This window comes from Alkalihalobacillus sp. MEB130, assembly GCF_032335535.1.
GTDB lineage: Bacteria > Bacillota > Bacilli > Bacillales > Bacillaceae_D > Halalkalibacter.
Window position 1 is genome coordinate 35325 of record NZ_JAOANA010000012.1, and the last position, 24915, is coordinate 60239.

Below are 24915 nucleotides of genomic sequence, written 5' to 3' on the forward strand. Positions count from 1 at the left end.
TAGTATTTATTAAGAAGGTACATTTTGGTACGATAAGCTTACATAAAAAGGAGGAAAACTCATGCCCGCATTTTACGTAGAACCTATACATGTTCAAGATCCAACCAAACTAGAAAAAATGTTCAATGAATTATTACAAGCCCCGACTGAGTCAGTTGAGGAATTTGAAGCATGGTTAAAAAAGCAAACAGAGTTGTTCGACTCAATAGAAGAGGCAATGTCAGGACATTATATTGATTTTCAGTGTCAAAGTGATTTAAAAGAAGCAAAAGAAAAGTTTGAATACGATCAAACGGTCATCGACCCTCTTTATAAGAAGTATGCTTCACTATTTGATGAAGCTTTCTTATCTTCAAAAGCTCTAAATCAACTTGACCCAGTATTGTATAACCAATTAATTAAGAGAAAACAAAATGCCAAAGAAATCTTTCGACTAGAAAATATTGATTTAGAAGTGAAAGAAGATGAGCTCGCCACAAAATACTTTGAGTATACTGGTGCTTTAACAGTTCAATGGGATGATGAAGAACTTACCTTAAGTGAACTTTCTCCATACATTCAAGATCCTAACCGTAAGACGCGGCAAAAAGCACTTACTTTATTATCTGAGGCCATTCTTTCAAAAGAAGCGGAATTACAAGAAATTATGAATCAATTAATCGTTATCCGTCACAAAAAAGCTCAAAATGCAGGACTTACTAACTTTCGTGATTATATGTTTAAGAAATATGAACGATTCGACTATACACCTGAGGATTGCAAAAACTTAGCTGAATCGATACAAAAGCACGTTAAACCATTAAAAGAAAAGCTTCAGAAACAACACAAATTAGAGTTAGGAATTGATACGTATAGACCGTGGGATCGACAAGGGGTTCCAAAAGGAGAAAAACCCCTACAACCATTTGCAACAACAAATGAGCTTATTGAGAAATCCAAGACGATTTTTGATAACCTTGACCCTCGTTTTTATGAGCTTTTAACAAAAATGAATGAAGGTGGCATGCTCGATTTAAACAGTCGAAAAGGAAAAGCACCTGGAGGATTTTGTTCAAACCTTCCTATTTCGGAGTTATCCTTCATCTTTATGAACGCCTCTAAGACACATGATGATATGATTACATTGTTACATGAGATGGGACATTGCATTCATAACGACTTAATGAGAACACAACCAATTGGTGAATACCGCGAAACGCCAATGGAATCAGCAGAATTAGCAAGTATGTCGATGGAATTGCTAACAATGGATCAATGGAACCTTTTTTACAAGGATGAAGCGGAACTTATTCGAGCAAAAAAAGAGCAATTAACAGGAATCATTCATTTTCTGCCTCAAGGCATGATCATTGATCAATTTCAACATTGGATGTATGAAAACCCAGAACACACGGCTGCTGAACGTGATGCTATGTACAAGGAATTGATGATTGAGCTTGATTCAAATGTTGTTGATTGGAGTAGTTATGAGAAGTGGCAGGAAACTGCTTGGTTACGTGTTCTTCATATATTTGAAGTGCCGTTCTATTATATCGAATACGTTATTGCTCAATTAGGCGCTGTCCAAATGTACAAGCAATATCGCGAAAATCCTGAACAAGCATTGAAAAATTACAAAAAAGCTCTTTCACTTGGCTCTTCAAGGTCATTACCGGAAGTGTATGAAGCTGCTGGAATACGTTTTGATTTTTCAGAATCGATGGTTCGAGAATTAATGAAGTTTTTAGAAGAAGAGTTAGATTTATTAAATTAGCGTTTATAAGAGTTGTCATGAGGGGCAGCTCTTTTTCTTTGACATTATCTTAAAGAAATGGGATTGATCATGGGGAAAAAGGTGTTATTCAATTTATTTCTGGTTAGCATTGTATTTGCAACCTGTTATGTTGGTTTCTTACACATTCAAATTCTTCGTTATAGTTCTAGTCATGTAATAGAAGATGCTGATTATGTCATTATATTAGGAGCAAGAGTGAAGGGAGAAATTCCATCTTTATCTCTTCAACACCGAATTAACGCAGCATTGGAATATTTAATTGAAAATAAAAATACGCTAGTCATTGCTTCAGGTGGACAAGGTCCAGGTGAGGATATTACAGAAGCTGAAGCTATTAAAAGGGAATTACTGAAAAACGGAATAGAAGAGTCTCGAATTTTGTTAGAAGAACAATCAACTTCGACGCTTGAAAATCTTACTTTCTCAAAAGATCACATTCCGAATTTATCTGGGAAAGGAATAATTGTAACCAACCGTTATCATCTTTACCGGGCCATCTTGATAGCAAAAGATTATGGATTAGATGTCATGGGGTTGCCTGCTGAGACTCCTAAATCTGTGTTGGTTCAGTCGTATGCTCGGGAGTATTTAGCTATAACAAAGTACTTTTTACAAAAGGGCTTTGCTCGTTTCTAATAAATGGAAAAAAATAATTAAACTTTCTGCTTGAAAAGTCAAAAAAGGTCAAATATAATAATCTTAAATGAAATAAGATTACAGCCTAATATGGCTTTTCTTTTTATATTAATGGTCAAATATAGTCAAAGTCAAAAGGAGGATTCAAAAATGGTTCTATGTGATAAATGTCAAAGTAACCAAGCGAATGTAAAGATGAATATTATTATAAATCAGTCTAAAAAACAAATTTCATTATGTGCAGACTGTTATGCCCAAGCACAGAATCAATTTGGAATGTCTTCATTTCATTTTGATGATATCTTTAAAGGCTTCATGCAAGCTAACATGGGTGGGGTAGCGAACGGATTTACACAACAGCAAGTGAAAGAATCTGCACCAACAAATGGCGGCAATGGCTTTCTTGATCAACACGGTCGGAATTTATCTGATGAAGCAAGACAAGGGCGAATTGATGCAGTAATTGGCCGTGAAAAGGAAATTGAACGCGTAATTGAAGTTTTAAACCGTCGTTCAAAAAACAATCCTGTTTTAATCGGTGAAGCTGGTGTTGGTAAAACAGCAATAGTGGAAGGGTTTGCTTTAAAGATTGTAAAAGGAGAAGTTCCAGCTAAGTTACTCAATAAAGAAGTGTATGTTCTAGATATTAGTTCACTTGTTGCGGGTACGAGCTATCGTGGTCAATTTGAAGAGAAGATGCAACAACTTGTAGTGGAGTTAAAAGAACGTGATAACGTAATTCTCTTTATCGATGAGCTTCACATGATGGTCGGCGCTGGTAGTTCTTCTGAAGGATCTATGGATGCTAGCAACATTTTAAAACCATCATTAGCACGTGGGGAATTCCAAATCATTGGGGCAACAACGTTAAAAGAATATCGTATGATTGAAAAAGACCCAGCACTTGAGCGTCGCTTCCAACCTGTTGTGGTTAAAGAGCCAACACCAGAAGAAGCTCTTGAGATTTTAAAAGGGATTCGACCTATTTATGAAAACTATCATAATGTAAAATATTCAGACGATGTATTAAAAGCTTGTGTAGCATTATCTGATCGTTACATTCAAGATCGCTTCTTACCGGACAAAGCCATTGACTTGCTTGATGAAGCTGGTTCGAAGTTAAACCTAAAGCAAGGGATTACAGATAAAGTCAAACTTCAAAAGCGTTTAGATGACCTGACACGTGAAAAAGAAGAAGCAACACAGCAAGAAGATTATGAAAAAGCAGCTCGTCTTCGCGATGAAGAACTCGAGCTACAACGGAAATTAGAAAATGATGTGATTGAGCCTGTTACAGAGGTAACAGTTGAACACATTCAAGATATTATTGAAAAAAGTACAGGCATTCCAGTTAAAAAATTGCAAAAATCAGAGCAATCAAAAATGAGAGACCTTCAAAGAAATTTAACTAAAAAAGTAATCGGACAAGAAAAAGCAATTGAAAAAGTGGCAAAAGCCATCCTTCGTGCGCGAGTTGGATTAAAACCAAAAAACCGACCAACTGCTTCCTTCTTATTTGTCGGACCAACAGGAACAGGGAAAACAGAGTTAACGAAAACACTAGCTGCTGAACTATTCGGAAGCAAAGATTCCATGATTCGTCTTGATATGAGTGAATATATGGAAAAACACTCTGTATCCAAACTCATTGGTTCACCTCCAGGCTATGTGGGACATGATGAAGCAGGTCAATTAACAGAGCAAGTTCGAAGAAATCCGTATTCCATTATTCTTTTAGATGAAATCGAAAAAGCACACCCTGACGTAATGAACATGTTCCTACAAATTATGGATGATGGCCGTTTGACAGATAGTCAAGGAAGAGTAGTCAACTTTAATGAAACAGTGATTATCATGACTTCTAATGCAGGAGTAAACGACAAGAAATTAGGTGCCATCGGCTTTAATGAATCAGAAGGAGAAAGTGTGTTAGCAACACAAAGCATTCTTGAAAGCTTACGAGATTACTTCAAGCCTGAATTCTTAAACCGAATTGACTCAATTGTTGAATTCAATCACATAGAGAAACATAACCTAATTACTATTATTGATATTATGCTTGATGATTTACAAGCAACACTAAAGGAGCAAGCTTTATCCATGGTGGTAACACAAGCAGCAAAAGAAAAAATTGCTGAACTTGGATATCATCAGGCTTTTGGAGCTCGTCCATTGCGTCGTGCAATTCAAGAGCATGTCGAAGATCAAATTACAAACATTTTAATTCATGATGAAAATAACATTTCTATGTTTGAAGTAGATGTTGTAGCCAACGAGATTAAAGTAAATGGAAAATAATTAGGTGTTGAAAACAACAGTGGTCTCCACTGTTGTTTTTTGCTGTAAAAATGCATGTTTGTAAATGTGGTATTGAGATAGATTGAAGGTGGAGGAACTTGAGGTTGTGAAATGGGAGAAACAGAGCATTGGCAACCGCAAAAGGAGTGCTTGGAGCTTTGGAATGGGAGAAACAGAGCATTGGCAACTGCAAAAGGAGTGCTTAGGGCTGTGAAATGGGAGAAGCAGTGAATTGAAAACCGCAAAGGGAGAGCTTTGGGAAGTGAAATGAGTGAAATAGAACATAGACAACCGCAAATGGTGTGGTTGAGGTCGTGAAACCCGAGAAACAAAAAATAGACAACTTCAAAGCAGGAGTTTGAGTTTTCGTATACAACCTGGAATGTTTTTTCCTATCTTCAACAATAAATTGGGGATTAATGTTAATATGTAGAGATAGAAACAGGAAATGATTATTGGATTGAAAGTAGGTTGAAATTATGTTATTAGTTGCTATTTTAGTTTTCACAGGACTTTTTGCTATTTATGATGCAATAAGAAAGGTGAATAACAATATTCTTAACCAAACAGAAGAGCTTAAGAAAATTCGTGAAGAATTGAGCAGATACAATCAGAAATAAGATAGAATCATTTTAAACTGTCAATATCTCAAAAAACTCATATCTTTTGAAAGGAAGGACCAGGACTATGAATAAAAACAAATGGAATTGGTTGTTTTTAATACTTGGAACAACAATCATTCTAACTCTTGGGATAGGAAGGATTGTTCAAATTGAGAATAATTATAAGGCAAACCAGAAGATTATTGAACCTTGTATCGATAATGGCGGTACCGTTGTTTTAGATCAACGTATCTTGAGGCTTTCATCCGTAACGTGCGAAAGTAATAACAATTAGATTACTAGAAAGAACGGAGTTAGGATGTATGAGGAATATTTATTTAGTCGAACACAGTCTTGACTATTGCAAACGAATTTATGAGTTATCGTCGGCACCTGAAGTGAAGGATGCACTTGGTTTGCCTGATGGGACTATAAAGGATACGGAGAAATTTATTATTTCAATAATGGAAGAGGAAAAGGAAGGAAAGACAATCTCGAGAGTCATCCTAGATGAAAACAAACATGTTATAGGAATTACGACATTAATGTTTATCGATCATGAAAAAGAATCTTGTCATTTAGGTACGTGGATCGGACATCATTATTGGGGAAAAGGGTACAATTTAGCTTCCAAAATTGAAATCTTGCGTATTGCTTTTTTTGACATTCATTTAAAGTATGTTTTTTCTGGAGCTAGAAAAGTGAATATCCGGTCTCAAAAGGCTCAAGAAAAATTACCATTTATAAGATTGCATGTTCAAAAAGACTTTCCTGACGTACATAGGAGCCTGGAGCTAAAAGAAAAACAAGCATGTGAATTGCATGTTTTTGTAAGAGATGATTTTATTCAGTTATATAAAAATAATAAAAAAACTGAGAAAACAACGACTAAAATGTAATAGACATCAGTTTAACTGATGTTTTTTTCTTTTTCTTTATAGGATTGTAATTTTTCATTTTTTCTGTATTAAATTGACAGTTTTAAAACTAGTAAACTATAATTCTATAGTAATATAAAATTCACCATAGAGAACAAGGAGGATTTACATGAAGAAAATCTCATCAAGAATTTTTGTTATCATGCTTATGTTTGTAATAAGTATTGTAGCAGCTTGCAGTAGTGATTCTGTACCAGAAGACTCTAGTTCAGATATCGAAACAGCTCCGACAGTTGGTGGAGACCTCAACATTGGTGTTGTATCTGACCCAGTTTCATTAGATCCACATGGTGCCAATGAAACCGTCTCTAACACGATCAACGCTACTATTTATGATCGCCTCGTTTATATGGATCAAAATTCAGAAATTCAACCAGGTTTAGCAGAGTCACTTGAACAAATTGAAGATACGGTTTGGGAGGCGAAAATCCGTGAAGGGGTTACATTCCATGATGGAGCAGAATTAAATGCCGAAGCAGTAAAACTAAGTCTCGACCGTGTACGTGATCCAGAAGTGGCAGCGCCGGTTGCTTTCTTATTTGGAATGGTTACAGATGTTCGTGTAGTAGACGAGTTTACGGTTCATATTGAGACTGAATTTCCATTTGCTCCACTACCAGCTCACCTTGCTCATACAGCAGGTAGCATTATCAGTCCCATTTTAATTGAACAATCATACGAAGATCTTGCTAATGGAGAAAACCCTTTTGCAGCAGCAAATGAGCATCCCGCTGGAACAGGCTATTTCAAGTTTGTAAATCAGGTGCCCGGTAACTCAGTAACCCTATCTAAAAACGAAGACTATTGGCATGAAGAACAAGCAAAAGTGGATACTGTAACATTCAAAGTGATCCCAGAGAGCTTAACACGAATTGCCGAGCTTGAAACAGGTGAAATCGACATTAATTTCACAGTTTCGCCTAGTGACGTTTCTCGTATTGAGAGCAATCCTGATACAGAAATTGAACAAGTAAATAGTACTAGAATGGTCTACCTTGGGTTCAACACAGAAGTTGAGCCGTTTAATGATGTAAATGTTCGACGTGCCCTTCATATGGCAATTGACAAAGAAGCCTTAGTTGCTGGTATTCTTGACGGAATTGGTATTCCTGCTCATACACCAATCGCACCAGGTGTGTTCGGATATAGTGAAGGTGTAAATTCAATTGAATATGACGTGGAACAAGCAAAAGAACTTCTAGCTGAAGCAGGCTATTCTAATGGTCTTGAAGTAACGTTATTAACGGATGATGAACGTGAGCGTCAAGACTTAGCTGTGGCACTTCAAGCACAGCTTGAAGAGATTGGTGTTAATGTGACCATTGACACATATGAGTTTGGTACTTATATTGAGCGTGCTGGCCTTGGTCAAATGGAGATTTTCTTAGGAAGCTGGGGAACGGTAACAATTGATGCTGACTATGGATTGTATGCTGTTTTTCATTCATCCAACGTTGGACCACCAGGAAATCGTTCTCGAATTGTGAACGAAGAACTAGACGAATTACTTGATGCAGCTCGTCAAGAAACAGATGCGGAAACAAGGATTGATTTATACGCTCAAGTGCAGAACAAGCTTGCGGAAGAATCACCATACGCGTATCTGTATTTCCCTGATAACATTTCAGCGACTCGTTCGAATGTAGAAGGGTTCTGGCAATACCCAAGTGGATATTTCTTCTTGCGTGATGTATCATTAAAACAATAAAAACTGAAGTTATCTCTTAGTGTATCTAGGAGATAGCTTTTTATTTTGAGCTCGATTAGGGGGACGATATGAGAAAAGTTGAAGTACTTCCATATAACAAACAGTGGCCAGATATGTTTCAATTAGAAGCTGACCTTTTGAAGGAGGTATTGGGGGCCGAAATTTTGGATATTTATCATATTGGTAGTACAGCTATTGAAGGGTTACATGCTAAGCCTATTATTGATATCATGCCCGTAGTGAAAAACATTACAACAGTAGATAGTTATAATGAAGAGATGATCGCTATACGTTATGAACCAAAAGGTGAAAATGGGATAAAGAATCGACGTTTTTTCCAAAAGGGAGGAAACAACAGATCTCACCACGTCCATATATATGAACGATATAATCCCGAAATTGTTCGGCATCTTGCATTTCGTGATTATTTGCGCAAGTACCCTTTGGAGGCAAAACAATATGGCGATAGAAAAATTGTTCTGGCTAAACAGTATGCATTTGACATTAATTCTTATATAAAAGGGAAAGAAAAGATGGTAAAAGAAATGGAACAACGAGCACTTATTTGGCATGAGCATATTAGATAAAGGGCACTTACAACCTTACTTGTAAGTGCCCTGTTGTGTTATTAAAACTGAGATCCACCCATTTGTTGCTCAGCCATTTGAACTAATCTTTTTGTAATTTCTCCACCCACAGAGCCGTTTGCACGGGAAGTTGTGTCAGCTCCTAATTGAACGCCAAATTCTGATGCAATTTCATACTTCATTTGATCCAATGCTTGCTGTACACCTGGAACTAATAATTGATTTGAATTATTGTTGTTACTTGCCATGATATAAACACCTCTTTCTTGGTTTTGATTTTTAGTATAAGTGATTTTGCTTTTTTTATGTGAATTACGCTATTAGATCTATGATGTAAATCTTACCAAAAGATACGGCAAGAGAAGAAGAACGATATGAACCGCTATCGTTCTTCTTCTCTTACATCAGCTTCTCCAGTTACTTCTGAATGAACAACTTCTTTTCTCAGTGTTGTTTTGATTTCCTCTTCTTCCTCTATTTGTTGTTTAGTAATGGAGACCTCATTTACTTTAACTGGATGCTTGTGTATTTCTATTTCTTCTTCTTTTAAAGGAATGCGAATTTCATCTTCATCGCCTGCTTCTATCACCAGTTCTTCTCGCTTTATTGGGACAGTCATCATTTTCTTATCTTCTACGACTTCGTGGTGTACTCTTACTTCGCCAGTTTGTATTCGTTCTTTTTTCAGATCTAGTTGTTCTTCTCGGAGGGAGAAGGATTGTTTAGGTGTTTCATATGAGTTGTGTTCTTTCTCGCTCTTATAGTGTAGGGCTTTACTGACGCCCCCTATTACTCCTCCAAGAAGCATTCCTGTTAGTAAAGAAAAACCCATAAACCATCCGATAAGTACACCCATTATGGTTCCGATAATGATATATCTCCCCATAGTAACCTCCTGTATAGTTTTCATGATTTTGACTAACAAAAGGAGCCCTACTTCTTAGAAGTAGGGCTCCTGTGGAAACTAATCTTCACGAATGATGTCTGTATCACCGTGAGATTCAACTTCAGCTACTTCTTTATGAAGAACATCACGGACTTGCTCTGTTTCTTGTACGGAGCGTTTGTGTGCAGATACTTCTCCAGTAACAACGGTATGCTTATCGACATCGACTTTTTCAGCTGTTACAGGAATGTGTATCGTTTCTTCTTCTGTAATAGGATCATCTGTTGGCTCGTGATCTACGGCTCTACGTTCAATAATAACTTGATCATGAGAAACCGGTACATTTACAGTTTTTTCTTCTTCTACGATATCTTTGTGAAGCGTAACGTCACCCGTTTCTACGCGATATTTATCAATATCAAGCTCTTCTTCACGAAGATCAAGGTGCGCGTTTTCTTCTGCGAATTCAACATCTTCACGTCGATCTACCTCACGTGCCTCTTTACGGATTTCCTTTTTGGTTTCTTCTTCTTCATTAAATAAATCAAAAAAGCCCATTACGAAAACCTCCCTAGGAATTGTGAATATGATCGTACAAAGACTAGATTATCCTATTGTGATCAAATTATGCTTTGGAAAAATTTCGTGGTTGTAACTTCAATTAATACTCTTTAGTCGACATGTAAATAATACAAAGAAAATCAATAGTAAGGAGCTGAAATCATGTCAAGGAAAAAGAAAGACCCTCAATTTCAAAGTGGTGAAGATGTTGCTGATCAAAAGAAAGGCCTTTACGGGCTTAACCCAACTGAAAGTCTTTTAGGAGTGAATTTTGCTACAACAGAAAATGCATACTTAAACGAACATTATCAAGAAGATCCTGAAGAGTAATGAGAGAAGAAGGTTGTTTTGCTATTGAGAAGCAACCTTTTTCTTTTTTGTTTTTGAAAGCTACAGTAACACTATTGGTATAAACTCATTGATCAGGGAGAAAGTAGAAATAATTCTTTTTTATGGGGTAATGTACATGAAGGTATCTAATAACGTGTTATACCGTGAGTTAGGTTTAAATATTAAGCAGATGAAAGAAATTTTCACTAATTCCACTGATGTGATTTTTCGAACATTTCATGTTGAGGATAGAAATGCAAATTTAATCTACGTTGATGGCTTGGTTAATACGTCTGATATTCAAAATCACGTACTACATGAAATCATTAAAAAGAAACATGTTCCTAACGTTACATTTGAAGATTTAGAGCAAGAAGTAATTTCTCTGTCGGATATCAAAGAGAGCAACACCTTTGATGAGATCGTGAGCTTTATTTTGGATGGAAATGCGGTTGTATTAATTGATCAGTATGATAAAGCATTAGTATTGCCAGTTTCTAAATTTGAAACACGGTCCATATCTGAACCAGAATCAGAGTCTGCGATTCGAGGGCCAAGAGAAGGGTTCATTGAAAACATTCGAGTTAACACATCATTAGTACGAAGAAAGATTAAAACACCTAATTTGAAAATCAGTTCTAAAAAATTAGGGGAGCAAACTCAGACCAGTGTAGAAATTGCCTATATTGATGGAATTGTCGACAAAAAAGTCCTAGAAGAAGTAGAGAACCGTCTTAATCGCATTGAGATAGATGGGATTTTGGAAACAGGTTACATCGAGGAACTAATTGAAGACAATCCTTGGAGTCTTTTTCCGCAAATACAAATTTCTGAACGGCCAGACACTGTAGCTGCCAATTTATTAGAAGGGAGAATTGCTTTATTTGTTGATGGAACTCCCTTTGTCATGGTCCTTCCAGCAACTTTTTGGCAGCAATTTCAGGCAAGTGAAGATTATTATGACCGATTTTATATAGCCATTTTCTTGAGAATTATCCGATTCTTATTTTTAGCGATTGCATTGACTTTACCAGCTTTATACGTAGCTACAACAACATATCACCATGAGATGATACCAACTAAATTACTATTAAGCATTGCTGCGAGTAGGGAAGCTATCCCATTTCCAGCTATCGTAGAGGCATTTATTATGGAGATTTCTTTTGAAGCTCTGAGGGAAGCGGGAGTTCGCCTTCCGAAAACCATTGGGATGGCTGTAAGTATATTAGGAGCATTAGTAATTGGATCAGCAGCTGTTGAGGCCGGTATTGTTTCCGCCCCAATGGTTATCGTCGTATCTCTTACAGGGATCGCATCATTTACCATACCTAAATTCAGTCTGGCTATTGCTGTCCGGTTGCTTCGTTTTCCTTTAATGATACTTGGTGCAATATTTGGGATGTTAGGCATTGTTATAGGAATGGTATTAATAGTTGCTCATTTATGTAAAATGAGATCATTTGGGGTACCTTACTTTGAGCCACTTGCCCCAATGAAATTATCGCAATTAAAGGATGTCTTTATCCGTGTTCCAATATGGATGTATGAAAAACGCCCAAGTGACTTTGTGAAATCAAATGTGAGAAAGCAAAGTGATCATCTAAAGCCATCACCAAGTCAACAGCAGGAATAGTATTGGGAGGGTGCCATGAAACATCTTTTAAAACTAATGATATCCACAATCATATTCATACCCTTGCTTGGTTGTTGGGACAGACAGGAAATTAATGATATAGCCATTGTTACGGGGTCATCCTTTGATATGGTAGGTGAGAATGAATATAAAATTGCTACACAAGTTCCCCTACCTGGCGAGATGGGGGGAGTAGGAAGTGCTGGTGGTGGTGGTGGAACTTCAGGCGGATCTTTGTTTTATTTAGATGCGGGAATCGGAAATAATGTTCGTGAAGCCAATGCTGATACCCAGCAAAGGATGTCGAGACAACTCATTTTTGGTCATCGTCGAATTGCGATTTTTGGAGAAGCGTTGGCTCAATCTGGAATAAGAAGAACGTTAGATGTGCTAACAAGAACTAGGGAAGCAAGGTTATCTACAAGAATATTCGTGGCCGAAGGTGAAGCGATTAATGTTTTAGCTGCCAAGCCACAATTAGAAAACCTATCTGCAGAATCTATCAGAGAAATTGGCGCTCAAAAATTTGACATCACGCTAAGAGACTTCCTGTTGGATTTTCAACAAAAAGGCAATGATCCTTTGCTTCCAGTGTTAACCCTTGTGAAGAATGAAAGCCCAGATCCAGAAATGGTTGAGGATCAAATAGAGATTAACAAGGTTGCTGTTTTTAAAGGAGATAAGCTCGAATTTATCACAAATGAGAAACAAACATCCGCTATTAAGTGGATTTTAGCTGAAAAACCTGGTGAGGTGTATCCGGTTATGTGGGAGGAAACCCAAGCTATTGTCGCAAGAATTTCAGAGCAAAGCTCAGATGTCTCCTACCGGATTGAAAATGGAAAACCAGTTATGGTCGTAAATGTGGAATTTACAGGAAACATTATTGAAAACGAAACGGATTTAAATTTTGAAGAACGAGGAGCTTTTGACAAAGTTAACAAAAAGATGGAGGAGGAGATTAAAGTAGAGATTGAATCAATACTAGAAGAAACCTTCTCAAAAGGGATTGACTCATTTGGGTTAGGGTGGTTATTACATCGCCGTGAAAGAAATAAATGGAATAATGAATGGAAAGATAATTGGAGAGAAATGTTGATAGATATTGATTATGATATTCAAGTAAATAGTGCCCTTGAATATACAGGCTTAGTGACTGAAGGGATTGGTATAGGGGAGTGATCAGTAGTGCTACAAATTGTTTTTATTTGGGCGGTATTAATAGGAACATTTTTCTTAAATAAAAAGGCATTAGAAAAAGATAAGAAGGTACGAAATCTTTATCTCGTTTCTTCTTGTTTTACGGCATTATTAGCGGTTTTTCTGGACTATGAAATTGGATTAAATAAATACACTGAGATGCTAATTGACATTTTTGGGAGCTTTACCGACGTGGTGATTGGAAGATGAAGATCCAAATATCTCAAAGACAACTTAGTTTATTAACAGCTAACTTGACTATCGCAAGCGGTCTAGTTGTCCTGCCGCAATCCTTAATTGATTTAGCTTTACAAAATACTTGGACCGTGATTTTTCTGTTGTTTCTCTATGTTGTCTTTCTTATCAGTATCGCTTTATTTGGGGTAGGAAAACTTAATGATTTTGCCTTAAAACCTAAACAGAAAAAAACAAAATTATTAGCGTTTCTCATGGTTATATTCATATTTCATATTATTATACGCGATCTTCGAATTTTAACTGGATTTATTGAAGTTACTCTTCTTCCGTTAACACCTTTATTTATCATTACAGTGCTGATTATTGGAACAAGTCTGTATATTGCCTGGGCTGGTTTGGAAGTAATTGCTAGATTTAATGAATTGGCGTTCTCCTTGTTCATTTTAGTTGTTTTATTTATCCCTCTGTCATTGTTAGAGAAGTTTGACTTGGAAAATTTTGAACCAGTACTTGGGTTACAGGTTATTCCGTCTCTTTTTCAATCTTCGTACGTTGGTCTTGCTTGGATGGGAGAGGTTATCATTGTTTTTTTAATTTTGGGAGCTGCTAAATCTATTAAAGAAACAAGAAAATCAATGTTATGGGGAGCTGGTATTGGTATTGGCTTACTTTTTATTCTTATTTTCTGTCAAATAGCGGTACTAGGAGCTGAAATTGTTCGCTATTCAACTTATCCGAGTTACACTCTCGTTCAAGAAATTCGATTAACGGAGTTTATGGATCGTTTAGATTTTATATTAGTGGCTTTGTATTTTCCAATCACCTTTTCCAAACTTGCCTTTTTGCTATACGGGTTAAATTTCTCTATGAACCTTTTGTTTAATAGCGATAACAAGGTTACATTGATTCCTCAAGCTATAGCTATTGGTATATTATCTATTTTGTTATTCGAAAATAAGACAATCGTATACGAATTTCAAATACATACATGGGCTTCTTTAGGGCTATTTTTGCAGCTTTTAATTGCTGCAGTAATGTTTTTTATTATTGGTTCACAAAAACAATCAAAAAAGAAGAACAAAAATGATCAAGCTCGAACTCTTAATTGAGGTTTCAACAACAAGAATGAAATATGAAGGTAAGTAAAATACTAAATATGAGGTGATCGTCTTGGGTGAAAACAAGAAGAAGGAATTTGAAATGCCTAGTAAGACTTATGCACGCGGAGAAATAGGGATTCGAACGGAAGTGGACCCAGCACATCCTGATTATAATATTGATCAATATGCTGGCGATTCTGTGAATGAACACAAAGAATTAGAACGAGCAAATGAAGATATTGCTGAAAAGGAAATAGGCCAAATTAACGAAAATTTATAACGTTACTAACAGAGAAACCACCCTAATGGGTGGTTCCTTTAATGTTCGATTAAACTAGATAAATCAACTTCAAACTCATTTTGTGGCTCAGCGAGTGGGAAGATTCTTGCAGTATCATGTACATTGCTTACGTTTTGAATATACACAGGAGTTTCATTATACGTAACATTAGCCATAACAGGAGAAGCGGCAATTTCTTGAGCTCGTTGTTTGTTCATCAGAGTTCCTCCAATTCTTTATTTACGGTTTTACTATTTGCATTACATATTCCGATTATTCATAATGAGCATAACAAGGAGAGAAAGATGAATAAGAAAAAATGGATCGTAGTAGCTGCCATAATAGGCTTTATTGTTGTAAATATGTTCATCACCAATGTATCAAATAAAAATGATGATAGAGATTCGAACGTGAATCCTATTAATAGTAATATTTCAACTCATTAGAGAAAGAGGGAGTTTTAATGAGAATTAGCGTGTTAGATCAAGCACCCATTTCTTCAAATCAGACATCAAGCCAAGCACTTATAGAAGCACTGAAATTAGCGAAAGCGGCTGAGGATTTGGGCTATGCTCGTTACTGGATTGCAGAGCATCATGACTTACCTGGCCTTGCTTGTTCTGCTCCAGAAGTGATGCTTGGATATATTGGGGCACATACCGACACGATCCGGATAGGAAGTGGCGCTGTATTGCTTCCCCACTATAAACCGTATAAAGTTGCAGAAGTATACAATACGCTTGCTTCGTTATTTCCAGGAAGAGTGGATGTAGGTATTGGGCGTGCTCCTGGTGGCTCAGCAGAGGCAACTAATGCATTATCTGATCATTTTTTACAAAATGTATTTCAAATGCCGACTTCAGTCCGTGAACTGATTCACTTTTTAGATGACGACTTTCCGCATGATCATAAATATACAAACGTTTCTGCCGCTCCCGTTCCAGATATATCCCCAGAACCATGGCTTCTCGGTACTAGTAAAAAAAGCGCACTGCTCGCTGCGGAGTATGGAATGGCATATGCCTTTGGTCTATTTATGAGCGATCGTGATGGTCAAGAAATTATTAACCTGTATAGAGAGAATTACAAAGCTAGAAAGAAAGAACAGAAATCAGAAGTGATCTTAACAGTATCTGTCATTTGTGCTGATACAGTTGAAAAAGCGGAAGAACTAGCTCTTAGTCATTTAATTTGGAAGCTTCAAACGGAAAAAGGAGAAGGGAGAGAGGGGGTTCCTTCCATAAATCAAGCTAAATCTTATCCAATGACAGATCAAGATAAACGGTCTTTACAAAACATGAAGAAGAATATCATAATTGGCGATACTGAAAAAGTAAGGAAAGAATTATGTAATTTGAAAGAGACATATGATTTTGATGAATTAATGATTGTGACTATTACATATGATCCAAATGATCGGATTCGATCATACGAGTTACTAGCAGAAATCGTTCAACAGAGGGACTATTAGGCTATTGTGCGAATATACGTTCGTTAGTGGTTAATTCTTCTAGTATGTTGTGTTATAATAATAGAACAATAGAATGATGCTTCTTAAAGGGTGGACGGTATATCATCCCCATTGAAAGGGGGTGAGGCCGGTGACGGTATTTGAATCATTAATGCTCATGATTGCATTTGCAACCTTGGTTGTTGTGGTCCTTACGTCAAAAGAAAAATAATCCACCCTTGCTGTGTAGAAGCAGGGTGGATCAATGTAAATGTGTGATCTGCCGCCCCCTTAAAGGGCAGTCTATTGTGTTAACCGATGGTGTTACCAGCACCGTCGGTTATTCTATGCTATGCATTTATAATACAAGTATACGTGTTATGTGCAAGAAAATCAAACGAATGATTTCCTTTTCAAATAATGTGATCTAGTGTGTCTTTTGATTTCCTTTTTTGGAGGGGTGTCTTCAGTGGTGTCTCTAGTAATGTACACAGGATTCCAGAACATTTAAGGAGGCTTTACTAGTGTTATTAACAGACTCTATTTTTGGTCATTTTGAAATAACAGGAGTTCTAGAAGAGCTTATTATCAGTTCCGCAGTTCAAAGGTTAAAAGGCATTCATCAAGGTGGGGCGAGTTTCTTAGTAAATGATCTATGGAAAGTTACAAGGTACGATCATTCTATTGGTGTCATGTTATTAATTAGAAAACTCGGCGGATCAGTGGAAGAACAAGTTGCGGGTTTGCTTCATGATGTTTCGCATACGGCTTTTTCGCATGTTATTGATTATGTGTTCGATAATCAAAACGAAGATTATCATGAAGAAATATTCGATAAAGTGGTGGTAGCCTCGTCTATTCCACAGATATTAAAAAAATATGGATATGATTATAGAGAGATACTAGAGGAACAAACGAAGTGGTCAATCTTAGAACAACCCGCGCCAGACTTATGCGCCGATCGCATAGAATACACCCTTCGCGATATGTTTGAATATGGCTATCTATCAAAAGGTGAAATAGAAGCTTTTTTAAATGATTTGATTGTAGTAGATGATAAAGTTCATATGCGTACAATAGAACAGGCTGAATGGTTCGTAGAGGTATATTACCGAGAAGTGATTGATTTTTTTATGGACCCTCTTAATGTATACGCTTATGAGCTGCTTGCGCAAGTTATTAAGCGTGCGTTAGATCTTGGATATTTACATTTGAACGATATGCTCCTTACGGATAAAGAGGTCATTCTTAAATTAGAAAATAGTAAAGATGATAAAATTTCATCAACTTTAAGAAATATACATACGAAAGTCCAAGTTGTCGAGAATCCTGATCATTATCATATTCATAGAAGAAATAAAGTTAGATTGATCGATCCGCTCCTAATTAAAAACGGGAAGAAAATAAGATCATCTGTTCTGTCGTCAAAAGTTAGAAACATGAATGAAGTGGCTCTGAGAAAAGCTACAAATGGAGCCTACGTTGAGATCATCTCTAGTTAAAATAATGGTCTAAGGAGAGTGGGGAAAAGACGGGCTAAGTGCTACGTAATCCAATGCTCATTCACAAACACCACTCCGACTTCTATCGACATTTTTCGTCGAGCTATTGACTTTTTTGTAAAAATATGCGCTTGCCCAGGAAATTCTCATTTATTGACTGAATAATCTGATTGCATTGATGGTCGTAAAAAAGAGAATAAATAACAGAAAGCACCTAACAATAGATACGTAACGATCCTAGAGGCAGGTGCGAATAGTTGAATTCTAAGTTAATATCTAAGCTCCTCTTATTGGGGGTATTTCCACTTATAAGTGTTATTATCTTGACGTATTTAGTTACAACAAATAAGACCCTTGATCTAGACGAAAAGATTATTGAAGTTGTACGTACGTTCGAACATCCTTTTATAACTAAAATCATGATTGCAGTCAGTTTTATTGGCAATACCTGGCCTGTCATTATTGTTTCTCTTGTTATGCTTTTCGTTATATACAAGTTATATCAGAAACGAGATGAGGTTCTTTTATTTATCATTGTCTCATTAGGTTCAACAGGGGTTAATCAGTTATTAAAACATGTATTCAAACGGGAAAGACCAATTTTGGATCCAATAGTTGTAGAAACAGGGTTCAGTTATCCAAGCGGACACTCAATGGCAGCATTCTCTCTTTATGGCATCATCACTTTTTTGTTCTGGCGTCATATTAAAAGTTCTTTTAAAAGAAAAATGTTAATCGTATTTAGTGTGATCATGATCTTCATTATTGGATTTAGTCGAGTGTATCTTAGAGTTCATTTTCCAACTGATGTGTTAGGTGCCTATTTAATTAGTGGGGTTTGGCTCTTTTTTACGATTTGGATTTATCAATATATAAAGGATAAGCAATTCAGTCGCCAAAACAAGAAAAACTTTCCTTAATTAGAAAAGGTCAATGAAGAAAGCGCAATGGAGTTTATCTCATTGCGCTTTTATATTTTTCTGCCTAAAGAAAGAAAGGAAGCCAAAAGTAAACGGCTGCTACAATAACTAGGATGGCAATAACATTTAATCGAACACCAGTTCTAATCATATCTTGTATAGATATGTAATTCGAGCCAAATATGACCGCATTTGGAGGCGTTGAAACTGGCAACATAAAGGCACAAGTAGAAGCTAACGCAACGATTGCCATTAATGCATATGGTTCTACACCGATCCCCGTTGCAATGCCAATGGATATGGGTATGAACATATTTGCTACAGCCGTGTTAGACAGAAATTCCGTCATGAATAGCAGTGATGTTGCAAAAGCCAATAATAAAAGTCCATATGGTAGGTTGCCGATCTGAGTTAAATGCATGCCGATCCATCCAGTTAAATTTGTTTCAACAAATGCAGCGGCAAGTGATAGTCCGCCACCAAACAATAATAAAATACCCCAAGGAAGGTGCTTCATATCGGACCAATTCATAAGCATTCCTTTGCCGGAATGAGTTGGAATTAAAAATAGAGCAAGAGCCCCTAACAGAGCAATAGTCGTATCTGTAAGCTGTATAGGCAATAGACTGCCAAAGATCCAAAGACTAACGGTAGCAGAAAAGATAAGCAAAATAGCTTTTTCCTCTTGAGTTACTTTACCTAAGGCAGCTAATTGCTTTCTCACAACCTTTTCAGGTATTTTTACGTCTGAAGAGACAGGAAACTGAAACAAAATTAGAAAATAGAGTAGAATTAATAATAAAACAGTTACAGGAAAGGCAAAAACCAACCAAGAAACAAAGGATATAGGTTGGTGAAGCACTGTATTGGATATCCCAGCTAGAATCGCATTCGGAACAGATCCAATTAATGTGGCAAGTCCACCAATGGAAGCAGAATAGGCAACAGTTAACAACAACCCCTTCGAAAAGGAATGTAAGGAGTTCGAATCAAATAATTGTTGTTCTTTTACTTCCGTTATTAGGGCAATGGCTACCGGAAACATCATTAATGCTGTAGCAGCATTTGATATCCACATAGACAAAAAGGCGGTTGCAATGAGAATGCCTAAAAGGATCCTTTTTGTACTTGTCCCAATCGTAAGCAAGATGGTCATTGCCATTCGTTTATGCAAATTCCATTTCTCAATGGCAAGGGCGATAGTAAATCCCCCTAGAAACATAAATATGATTGGGCTAAAGTAGGCAGTTGATGCAACCTCATGACTCGTTCCACCACTTAGTGGCAGTAAGAGAAGGGGGAGGAGAGAGGTAGCAGCCATAGGAATTGGTTCCGTAATCCACCAAGTTGCAACTAGTAAGGTAACAGATAAGACGGCTCGTGGTTCGTTCGATAACCCTGTAAAATCAGGGATAAAATAGAAGAGGAGGGCTATAATAGGTCCGAAGTAAAGGCCGAACCATTGTCGATTTGTATAATGGATGTCACTCACCATCCAATCTAATTGTGAGATAGAATTCTATTTAAAATTTATGAAGGTTCAAGCACAATTAGGACATGTTTATAATGAAGATGGTTATCTAATTTTTTGTTCTGTCTCAAAACTCTAAGTATACTTTTGAAATGAGATAAAACAGGTTTCTATCTCATAACTTCCGATAATATATGTTATGTAAACTTAAAAAAGGAAAAAACCTAAAGATCTAAACATCATCTTTAGGGATATCCATTTTATCTACGGCGTGTTTTAAATCATCATTACTAATATGTGTATAAATCATCGTTGTTTGTATAGAGGAATGGCCCAATTGTCTTCGTAGTTTTGGTACATCATTGATTTCTATATGATATCTTGTTGCAAAGGAATGACGAAGTTTATGTACGGACAATGCTGGTTTTCCAAAAGCAACTGCGTATTTTTCAATTAATTTTTCGATTGAGCGTGCCGTTAGTCGTCTTGGCGTTCCTTTAGGACCCATAGCAGCTGCCACAAATAGTGCTTTGTTCGATTTTTCTACTTTGTATCGTTCTTCGCGAATTTGAAGGTATTCTTTTAGATCATCCATTGCTAATCTGCTAAAATAAACATATTGTTCTTTGTTTCCTTTTCGAATCACTCTAGCTGTATATTTACTATAATCAATATCATCTAAGTTTAAATTTACAACTTCCGAAAGTCGTAGACCAGAACCTAAAATGAGGGAGACGATCGCTGTATCACGCTCACGGTTTAATAGGTGGAAGTTAAAGAGTTTTTTATTATCTTTGATAGCTATCCCATAATCAGTAGCTATAAATTGCCGAAACTTTTCATATTCATCTCCCATAAGGATTTTTCCTTCCATTTTATTAGCGATGGTTTCCATGCTTTCTTTAATTTCATTAAATTCTATTTTTGCCATCACATTTCTTTTTAAATATGGCTGTAAATCTCGTGTTTCTGCAATATTTTGAAGGTAATTAAATAGAGATTTCAAAGCAGATAATTTCCGGTTAACTGTAACTTCTTTGTTATCCAGCTCATATTGTAGAAAACTTAGAAAACTTTCTACTTGTTGAGTTGTTAGGGATTCTAAGAGATCTAACGGTATATTTTTAATTTCAGCGCTATGTAAATGCTCATTTTTTAGCCATTGAAAGAAAATTTTATAATCATGAGCGTAATTAAGCAAAGATGCAGCTGATAATTTTCTTTTTTTATGGTTAATGTACTCATCAACGTACCAAGGTAATTGATCTAATATCAGTGAGAGTTTCTTATAATGTTGAGATTGATTTGCCATAATTAAACACCTCGAGACAGAGAATTCTATACTCTCATTTTACTTCGATATGTTTATTACGTCAAATTTATATTTTACGTAATAAAGTATTTGCTTACAGATCATCCCCCTTTTTTATGTTATCGTTTTATCTTACATGCTAGATCAAAAAAAGAAACCTAATTTTCAAGGTCTCTTATCGTGTTTGTTTTACTATTATAATTTTCTAATACATTGGATTTTGTTTTACGTCAATCCAATGATTGGTTTTTTCAAAAAATGCTGCTAGTTGTAACAAAATGTCTTCACATCCACGTCTTGCTATAAATTGAACCCCGCATGGCAATTCGTGATCTGTCAAGTGAAGTGGCACAGATATAGCGGGTTGACCAGTTATATTGGCTAATTGTGTAAATGGCGTTCTTTGCAAACTATTAATCGCTAATTTGTCAACAAAGCCAGATTTCTTTAATAAACCTCCTAGGCCAATGCTGCCAACAGAACGAATAAGCATCTTTTCAAATGCAGTTGGTTCTAATTCCCCAATTTTAGAAGGTGGATTAGCGGTAGTTGGTGTGAGGTATAGATCAAATTCATCATGAAATAGTTCCATTTGATATGCTGCTTTATCCCACTCGTTCATACTTAACACAAAATCTTCCGCAGAGATGGTCTTTCCTAATAAGCCCAATAACCATGTCGTCGATTCTACATCTTTTATTTTTATTTTTCTCCCTATTTTTTCCTCGATTGTCGTAAGTGCGGCCCCCATTTCAGCGAAATACATCATCATGTAACTTGAAGCGATCTTCATTCCGTTTACAGGTGCCTCCTTTTCCACAACGTGATGTCCTTCAGACTCAAGGATCGAAACCGTCTTTTCCACTGCTTTGATACATTCTGGATGAACACTGGTGTATATGGGAGAACTCGTTGTATAAGCGATGTGTAAAGGTTTTCTTAAAGGGGTTTTGATCTTTTCTATATAGCTCCCTTTCATTGGTGGAGCAAAAAAGGCATTTGCTCGGTCAAAGCGATATTGATCGAGCATGGCAGCACTATCTCTCACTGTTCGACTTAAAATATGATCGACAGATGCGCCCTGCCATACTCTTCCCCTTGTTGGTCCTATTGGGGTGCGACCTCTTGTTGGTTTTAAACCAAATAAACCGCAAAATGAAGCTGGGATACGAATCGATCCTCCCCCATCATTTGCTCCAGCAATGGGAACCATTCCTGCTGCAACGGCTGCTGCAGAACCTCCACTAGATCCACCAGGCGAATATTCAGTATTCCAAGGATTCTTTGAAGGTCCATAAAACTCAGGTTCCGTTATACCCATAAGAGCAAATTCAGGTACATTTGTCTGCCCCAATATGGATACTCCTGTTTCTTTAATTTGCTTGATAAATTCACTATCAAATGTAGAAATAGTTTGATTCAAAAGTCTGGACCCGTTAGTGATTGGTTCCCCTTTAATCTCTTGTAGTATATTTTTAGTCAGAATCGGAACACCTGAAAAAACCTTATGTGATTCTGTAAAGTCCTCTTTTAAAGCACGCTCATACATTCTATGTATCACTGCATTAAGCTTTGGATTTTTCTTCTCTATCTCTTGAATAGCTGTTTCAATTACTTCTTCACGTTTGATCTCTTTTTCCTTTATTAATTGCGCTAACCCAATAGCATCATAATGCTTGTAATGAAAACTCATTAGATCCAGATCCCCTCTTTATCGTTCTACTGTATCTAGTCATATACATTCTATGAGAAATGAACATATCCTCTCCCCAAAATGAAAAAGGCTACCAAATCATGAACGTGGTAGCCTACCGAAACAGAAAAATTACAAAGACCCTTCGTCAGGACGAACTGGAGCAGCTAAATCATTTAAAATATCATTAAAATTAGCTCCTACCTTATTAAAAGCAGTCCCATTACGTAGTTCGTGATCTAACTTACAAATACGCTCGACTGCTTGTTGATCGGTAACGACCTGAATAAAATCACGATTAATGAATTGAGCAGCCGTCTGTTCAACCTCAGCCGTTATTCTCATTGGGTCTTCATTTGTCGTAATGCCAATAAGTACATTTTCCTCATGGATAACAACATGAGCGTCTTTAACGCCGTTAAGAGATTGAATATGATGAGCAAGGCCTTCAACAGCCTGGGCTTCATATTGATGGTGATACGTTGTATGGTTTTGAGTTTGTAAGGATGGAGTCACCTCTCCTGCTTGAGCCGTAACTTGGCTTTCTTCATCCCCACTTGCATCATGAGTACCTGCGCAGGCTGATAAACCACTAATAAGCATCGTGGCAGTAGTTAGAGATATCATGAATTTTTTCATTCGAAATTCCTCCTTTCCCATTATCTTGTCTATTAGGAGGAATTATTACTCTCAGTAGTTCGTATAACGTACTTCATGATTGGTTATAACGTGTAAGGAGACTTAGCCTATGTAGTCCAACAAACTATAATTGGGAGTGATTACTGTGTTCCATAATAACTCTGAAGAAATTCGACAAATAATTAAGAAAGCAAATTCAGATGATAACCAAGCGAAAAGCGCGACAGCATTAGTCAATCATATCGTGACTGAAATGGACCCCCAACGTCGAGAAGCAGGGAAATCTCAAAACCGCCGTTAATAAATATTTAGGTAGTTACGTTGCGCCATGAAGAATAAACAATACCCTCATTCTAATAGTAAATGAGGGTACAATCCGACTATTTCTTTTTGAAAAAGTTTGAAATGAAAATCAAAATGATTCCTACAATTATCGCTGGTATAGATAAAAAAGCTATTTGTTCAGGGGGATCAGCCAGGATTCCTACATTCTCGTTAATTCCAAAACCGAGAATGAAAAAGAGAAATCCGATAGCAAATAGTATTTTTCCAAAAAGAGAGTGTTTCTTCACGGCTGTGCTCCTTTACTATTCAGCTATTTTGAATCCCATTCTTCAGGCAGGTTATACGTTACATAAGTTCCAGCTATGAAGTCATGAATGGAACGTTTATCTTCTCTAAATACAACCATAAAGAAGCTTACGATAACTCCAATCCCTAATGTAATAGCATAAACAAAGCCTGCAACCACATCTCTTAAAAGCATAGTTCCTATACCCACTTTGTACCCATCAACTCTTGCAATACGAATCCCTACTGCTCGTTTCCCAAGCGTATACCCATACCAAAATACTGGCAATAATAAATAATATAATGGACTAATAAAATCAAGGATGGTAAAAGAATCAACGAAAAACGAACCGAATAACAAAAGAGAAATAAATCCTAAGCCTACAAACACAATTACTGAATCAATGATGTTTGCTCCTAACCTAATCCAAAAGCCTGCTGGATTGTCATTCATTCAATCTCCTCCTTTTCTATAACCATTTTATTTCGGATTAAGCTTGTTATATAACTTCTAGTAAGAATAACATAGAACTCGCTTTCATTTGGAACGATATCCCATTTTGGAAAGATGAATGAATTATTTTTGTAATACGTTTTTCTTTTTGGTAACACTAATACAAAAGCATA

The 24915-nt window shown here is 36.6% G+C and carries 29 protein-coding genes; 20 read left to right on the top strand and 9 right to left on the bottom strand.

The genetic code is table 11. From position 1 onward, the window contains the following. Positions 1-61: 61 nt before the first annotated feature. From N0O92_RS13105 to N0O92_RS13140, 8 genes are all read left to right on the top strand, one after another. Complete coding sequence (locus N0O92_RS13105) at positions 62-1753, top strand: M3 family oligoendopeptidase (protein WP_315615116.1); 1692 nt, start codon at positions 62-64, stop codon at positions 1751-1753. Positions 1754-1822: 69 nt separating this feature from the next. Further along, on the top strand, positions 1823-2410 hold the full coding sequence (locus tag N0O92_RS13110) for a YdcF family protein (RefSeq protein WP_315615117.1): 588 nt from the start codon (positions 1823-1825) through the stop codon (positions 2408-2410). Between the two features lie 150 nt (positions 2411-2560). Then, positions 2561-4708: an ATP-dependent Clp protease ATP-binding subunit gene (locus N0O92_RS13115; protein WP_315615118.1), complete on the top strand. Its 2148-nt coding sequence runs from the start codon at positions 2561-2563 to the stop codon at positions 4706-4708. 479 nt (positions 4709-5187) lie between these two features. After that, positions 5188-5328 (top strand): hypothetical protein, encoded by a 141-nt coding sequence (locus tag N0O92_RS13120; RefSeq protein WP_315615119.1) that lies wholly within the window; start codon positions 5188-5190, stop codon positions 5326-5328. Between the two features lie 67 nt (positions 5329-5395). Continuing rightward, entirely contained in the window at positions 5396-5605 is a 210-nt protein-coding gene (locus N0O92_RS13125; protein ID WP_315615120.1) for a hypothetical protein, read from the top strand. Positions 5606-5633: 28 nt separating this feature from the next. Beyond that, on the top strand, positions 5634-6209 hold the full coding sequence (locus N0O92_RS13130; RefSeq protein ID WP_315615121.1) for a GNAT family N-acetyltransferase: 576 nt from the start codon (positions 5634-5636) through the stop codon (positions 6207-6209). 148 nt (positions 6210-6357) lie between these two features. Beyond that, on the top strand, positions 6358-7956 hold the full coding sequence (locus N0O92_RS13135) for a glutathione ABC transporter substrate-binding protein (RefSeq protein WP_315615122.1): 1599 nt from the start codon (positions 6358-6360) through the stop codon (positions 7954-7956). A 68-nt stretch (positions 7957-8024) separates the two neighbouring features. Further along, positions 8025-8543, top strand: a complete 519-nt coding sequence (locus N0O92_RS13140; RefSeq protein ID WP_315615123.1) for a GrpB family protein — start codon at positions 8025-8027, stop codon at positions 8541-8543. Between the two features lie 41 nt (positions 8544-8584). On the opposite strand, the gene N0O92_RS13145 is transcribed toward N0O92_RS13140, so the two are convergent. The 3 genes from N0O92_RS13145 to N0O92_RS13155 form a co-directional block, all read right to left on the bottom strand. Further along, a complete protein-coding gene (locus N0O92_RS13145; protein ID WP_034742580.1) occupies positions 8585-8791 on the bottom strand; it encodes an alpha/beta-type small acid-soluble spore protein in 207 nt (68 codons plus the stop codon). Between the two features lie 134 nt (positions 8792-8925). After that, positions 8926-9429 (bottom strand): YsnF/AvaK domain-containing protein, encoded by a 504-nt coding sequence (locus N0O92_RS13150; RefSeq protein ID WP_315615124.1) that lies wholly within the window; start codon positions 9427-9429, stop codon positions 8926-8928. A gap of 78 nt (positions 9430-9507) precedes the next feature. Beyond that, positions 9508-9987, bottom strand: coding sequence for a YsnF/AvaK domain-containing protein (locus N0O92_RS13155; protein ID WP_315615125.1), 480 nt, complete (start codon positions 9985-9987; stop codon positions 9508-9510). Positions 9988-10152: 165 nt separating this feature from the next. On the opposite strand from N0O92_RS13155, the gene N0O92_RS13160 reads away from it, so the two are divergent. The 6 genes from N0O92_RS13160 (at position 10153) to N0O92_RS13185 (ending at position 14731) form a co-directional block, all read left to right on the top strand. Further along, the gene (locus N0O92_RS13160; RefSeq protein WP_315615126.1) at positions 10153-10320 is read left to right on the top strand and encodes a hypothetical protein; all 168 of its coding nucleotides are present in this window, start codon (positions 10153-10155) and stop codon (positions 10318-10320) included. 136 nt (positions 10321-10456) lie between these two features. After that, on the top strand, positions 10457-11953 hold the full coding sequence (locus N0O92_RS13165; protein WP_315615127.1) for a spore germination protein: 1497 nt from the start codon (positions 10457-10459) through the stop codon (positions 11951-11953). Positions 11954-11968: 15 nt separating this feature from the next. Beyond that, entirely contained in the window at positions 11969-13135 is a 1167-nt protein-coding gene (locus N0O92_RS13170; protein ID WP_315615128.1) for a Ger(x)C family spore germination protein, read from the top strand. A gap of 6 nt (positions 13136-13141) precedes the next feature. After that, positions 13142-13363, top strand: coding sequence for a hypothetical protein (locus N0O92_RS13175; RefSeq protein WP_315615129.1), 222 nt, complete (start codon positions 13142-13144; stop codon positions 13361-13363). Beyond that, the gene (locus N0O92_RS13180) at positions 13360-14460 is read left to right on the top strand and encodes a GerAB/ArcD/ProY family transporter (RefSeq protein WP_315615130.1); all 1101 of its coding nucleotides are present in this window, start codon (positions 13360-13362) and stop codon (positions 14458-14460) included. The genes N0O92_RS13175 and N0O92_RS13180 overlap by 4 nt, the downstream gene beginning before the upstream one ends. A 52-nt stretch (positions 14461-14512) precedes the next feature. After that, on the top strand, positions 14513-14731 hold the full coding sequence (locus N0O92_RS13185) for a hypothetical protein (protein WP_396334508.1): 219 nt from the start codon (positions 14513-14515) through the stop codon (positions 14729-14731). Positions 14732-14769: 38 nt separating this feature from the next. Here the strand turns inward: N0O92_RS13185 and N0O92_RS13190 are convergent, their stop codons facing one another. Further along, positions 14770-14949: an H-type small acid-soluble spore protein gene (locus tag N0O92_RS13190; RefSeq protein WP_315615131.1), complete on the bottom strand. Its 180-nt coding sequence runs from the start codon at positions 14947-14949 to the stop codon at positions 14770-14772. Between N0O92_RS13190 and N0O92_RS13195 the strand changes: the two genes are divergently transcribed. From N0O92_RS13195 to N0O92_RS13210, 5 genes are all read left to right on the top strand, one after another. Continuing rightward, entirely contained in the window at positions 14929-15177 is a 249-nt protein-coding gene (locus N0O92_RS13195) for a hypothetical protein (protein WP_315615132.1), read from the top strand. The genes N0O92_RS13190 and N0O92_RS13195 overlap by 21 nt on opposite strands. Before the next feature lie 17 nt (positions 15178-15194). Then, entirely contained in the window at positions 15195-16202 is a 1008-nt protein-coding gene (locus tag N0O92_RS13200; RefSeq protein ID WP_315615133.1) for an LLM class flavin-dependent oxidoreductase, read from the top strand. Between the two features lie 130 nt (positions 16203-16332). Beyond that, a complete protein-coding gene (locus N0O92_RS23830) occupies positions 16333-16413 on the top strand; it encodes a putative holin-like toxin (RefSeq protein WP_396334511.1) in 81 nt (26 codons plus the stop codon). Between the two features lie 292 nt (positions 16414-16705). Continuing rightward, positions 16706-17683 carry an HD domain-containing protein gene (locus tag N0O92_RS13205; RefSeq protein WP_315615134.1) on the top strand — a complete coding sequence of 326 codons (978 nt, stop codon included), beginning with the start codon at positions 16706-16708 and terminating at the stop codon, positions 17681-17683. A gap of 323 nt (positions 17684-18006) precedes the next feature. Beyond that, positions 18007-18603, top strand: coding sequence for a phosphatase PAP2 family protein (locus tag N0O92_RS13210; protein ID WP_315615135.1), 597 nt, complete (start codon positions 18007-18009; stop codon positions 18601-18603). A 64-nt stretch (positions 18604-18667) separates the two neighbouring features. Here the strand turns inward: N0O92_RS13210 and N0O92_RS13215 are convergent, their stop codons facing one another. The 4 genes from N0O92_RS13215 to N0O92_RS13230 form a co-directional block, all read right to left on the bottom strand. Next, positions 18668-20086, bottom strand: a complete 1419-nt coding sequence (locus N0O92_RS13215) for an SLC13 family permease (RefSeq protein ID WP_315615237.1) — start codon at positions 20084-20086, stop codon at positions 18668-18670. 220 nt (positions 20087-20306) lie between these two features. Next, positions 20307-21386: a tyrosine recombinase XerS gene (gene xerS / locus N0O92_RS13220; RefSeq protein ID WP_315615136.1), complete on the bottom strand. Its 1080-nt coding sequence runs from the start codon at positions 21384-21386 to the stop codon at positions 20307-20309. A 205-nt stretch (positions 21387-21591) separates the two neighbouring features. Beyond that, positions 21592-23079 carry an amidase family protein gene (locus N0O92_RS13225; protein WP_315615137.1) on the bottom strand — a complete coding sequence of 496 codons (1488 nt, stop codon included), beginning with the start codon at positions 23077-23079 and terminating at the stop codon, positions 21592-21594. A 132-nt stretch (positions 23080-23211) separates the two neighbouring features. Then, a complete protein-coding gene (locus N0O92_RS13230) occupies positions 23212-23718 on the bottom strand; it encodes a YhcN/YlaJ family sporulation lipoprotein (RefSeq protein WP_315615138.1) in 507 nt (168 codons plus the stop codon). A gap of 145 nt (positions 23719-23863) precedes the next feature. On the opposite strand from N0O92_RS13230, the gene N0O92_RS13235 reads away from it, so the two are divergent. Next, positions 23864-24019, top strand: coding sequence for a hypothetical protein (locus N0O92_RS13235; RefSeq protein ID WP_315615139.1), 156 nt, complete (start codon positions 23864-23866; stop codon positions 24017-24019). Positions 24020-24313: 294 nt separating this feature from the next. Here N0O92_RS13235 and N0O92_RS13240 read toward each other — a convergent pair whose 3' ends face one another. Then, on the bottom strand, positions 24314-24742 hold the full coding sequence (locus N0O92_RS13240; protein ID WP_315615140.1) for an RDD family protein: 429 nt from the start codon (positions 24740-24742) through the stop codon (positions 24314-24316). Positions 24743-24915 lie beyond the last annotated feature (173 nt).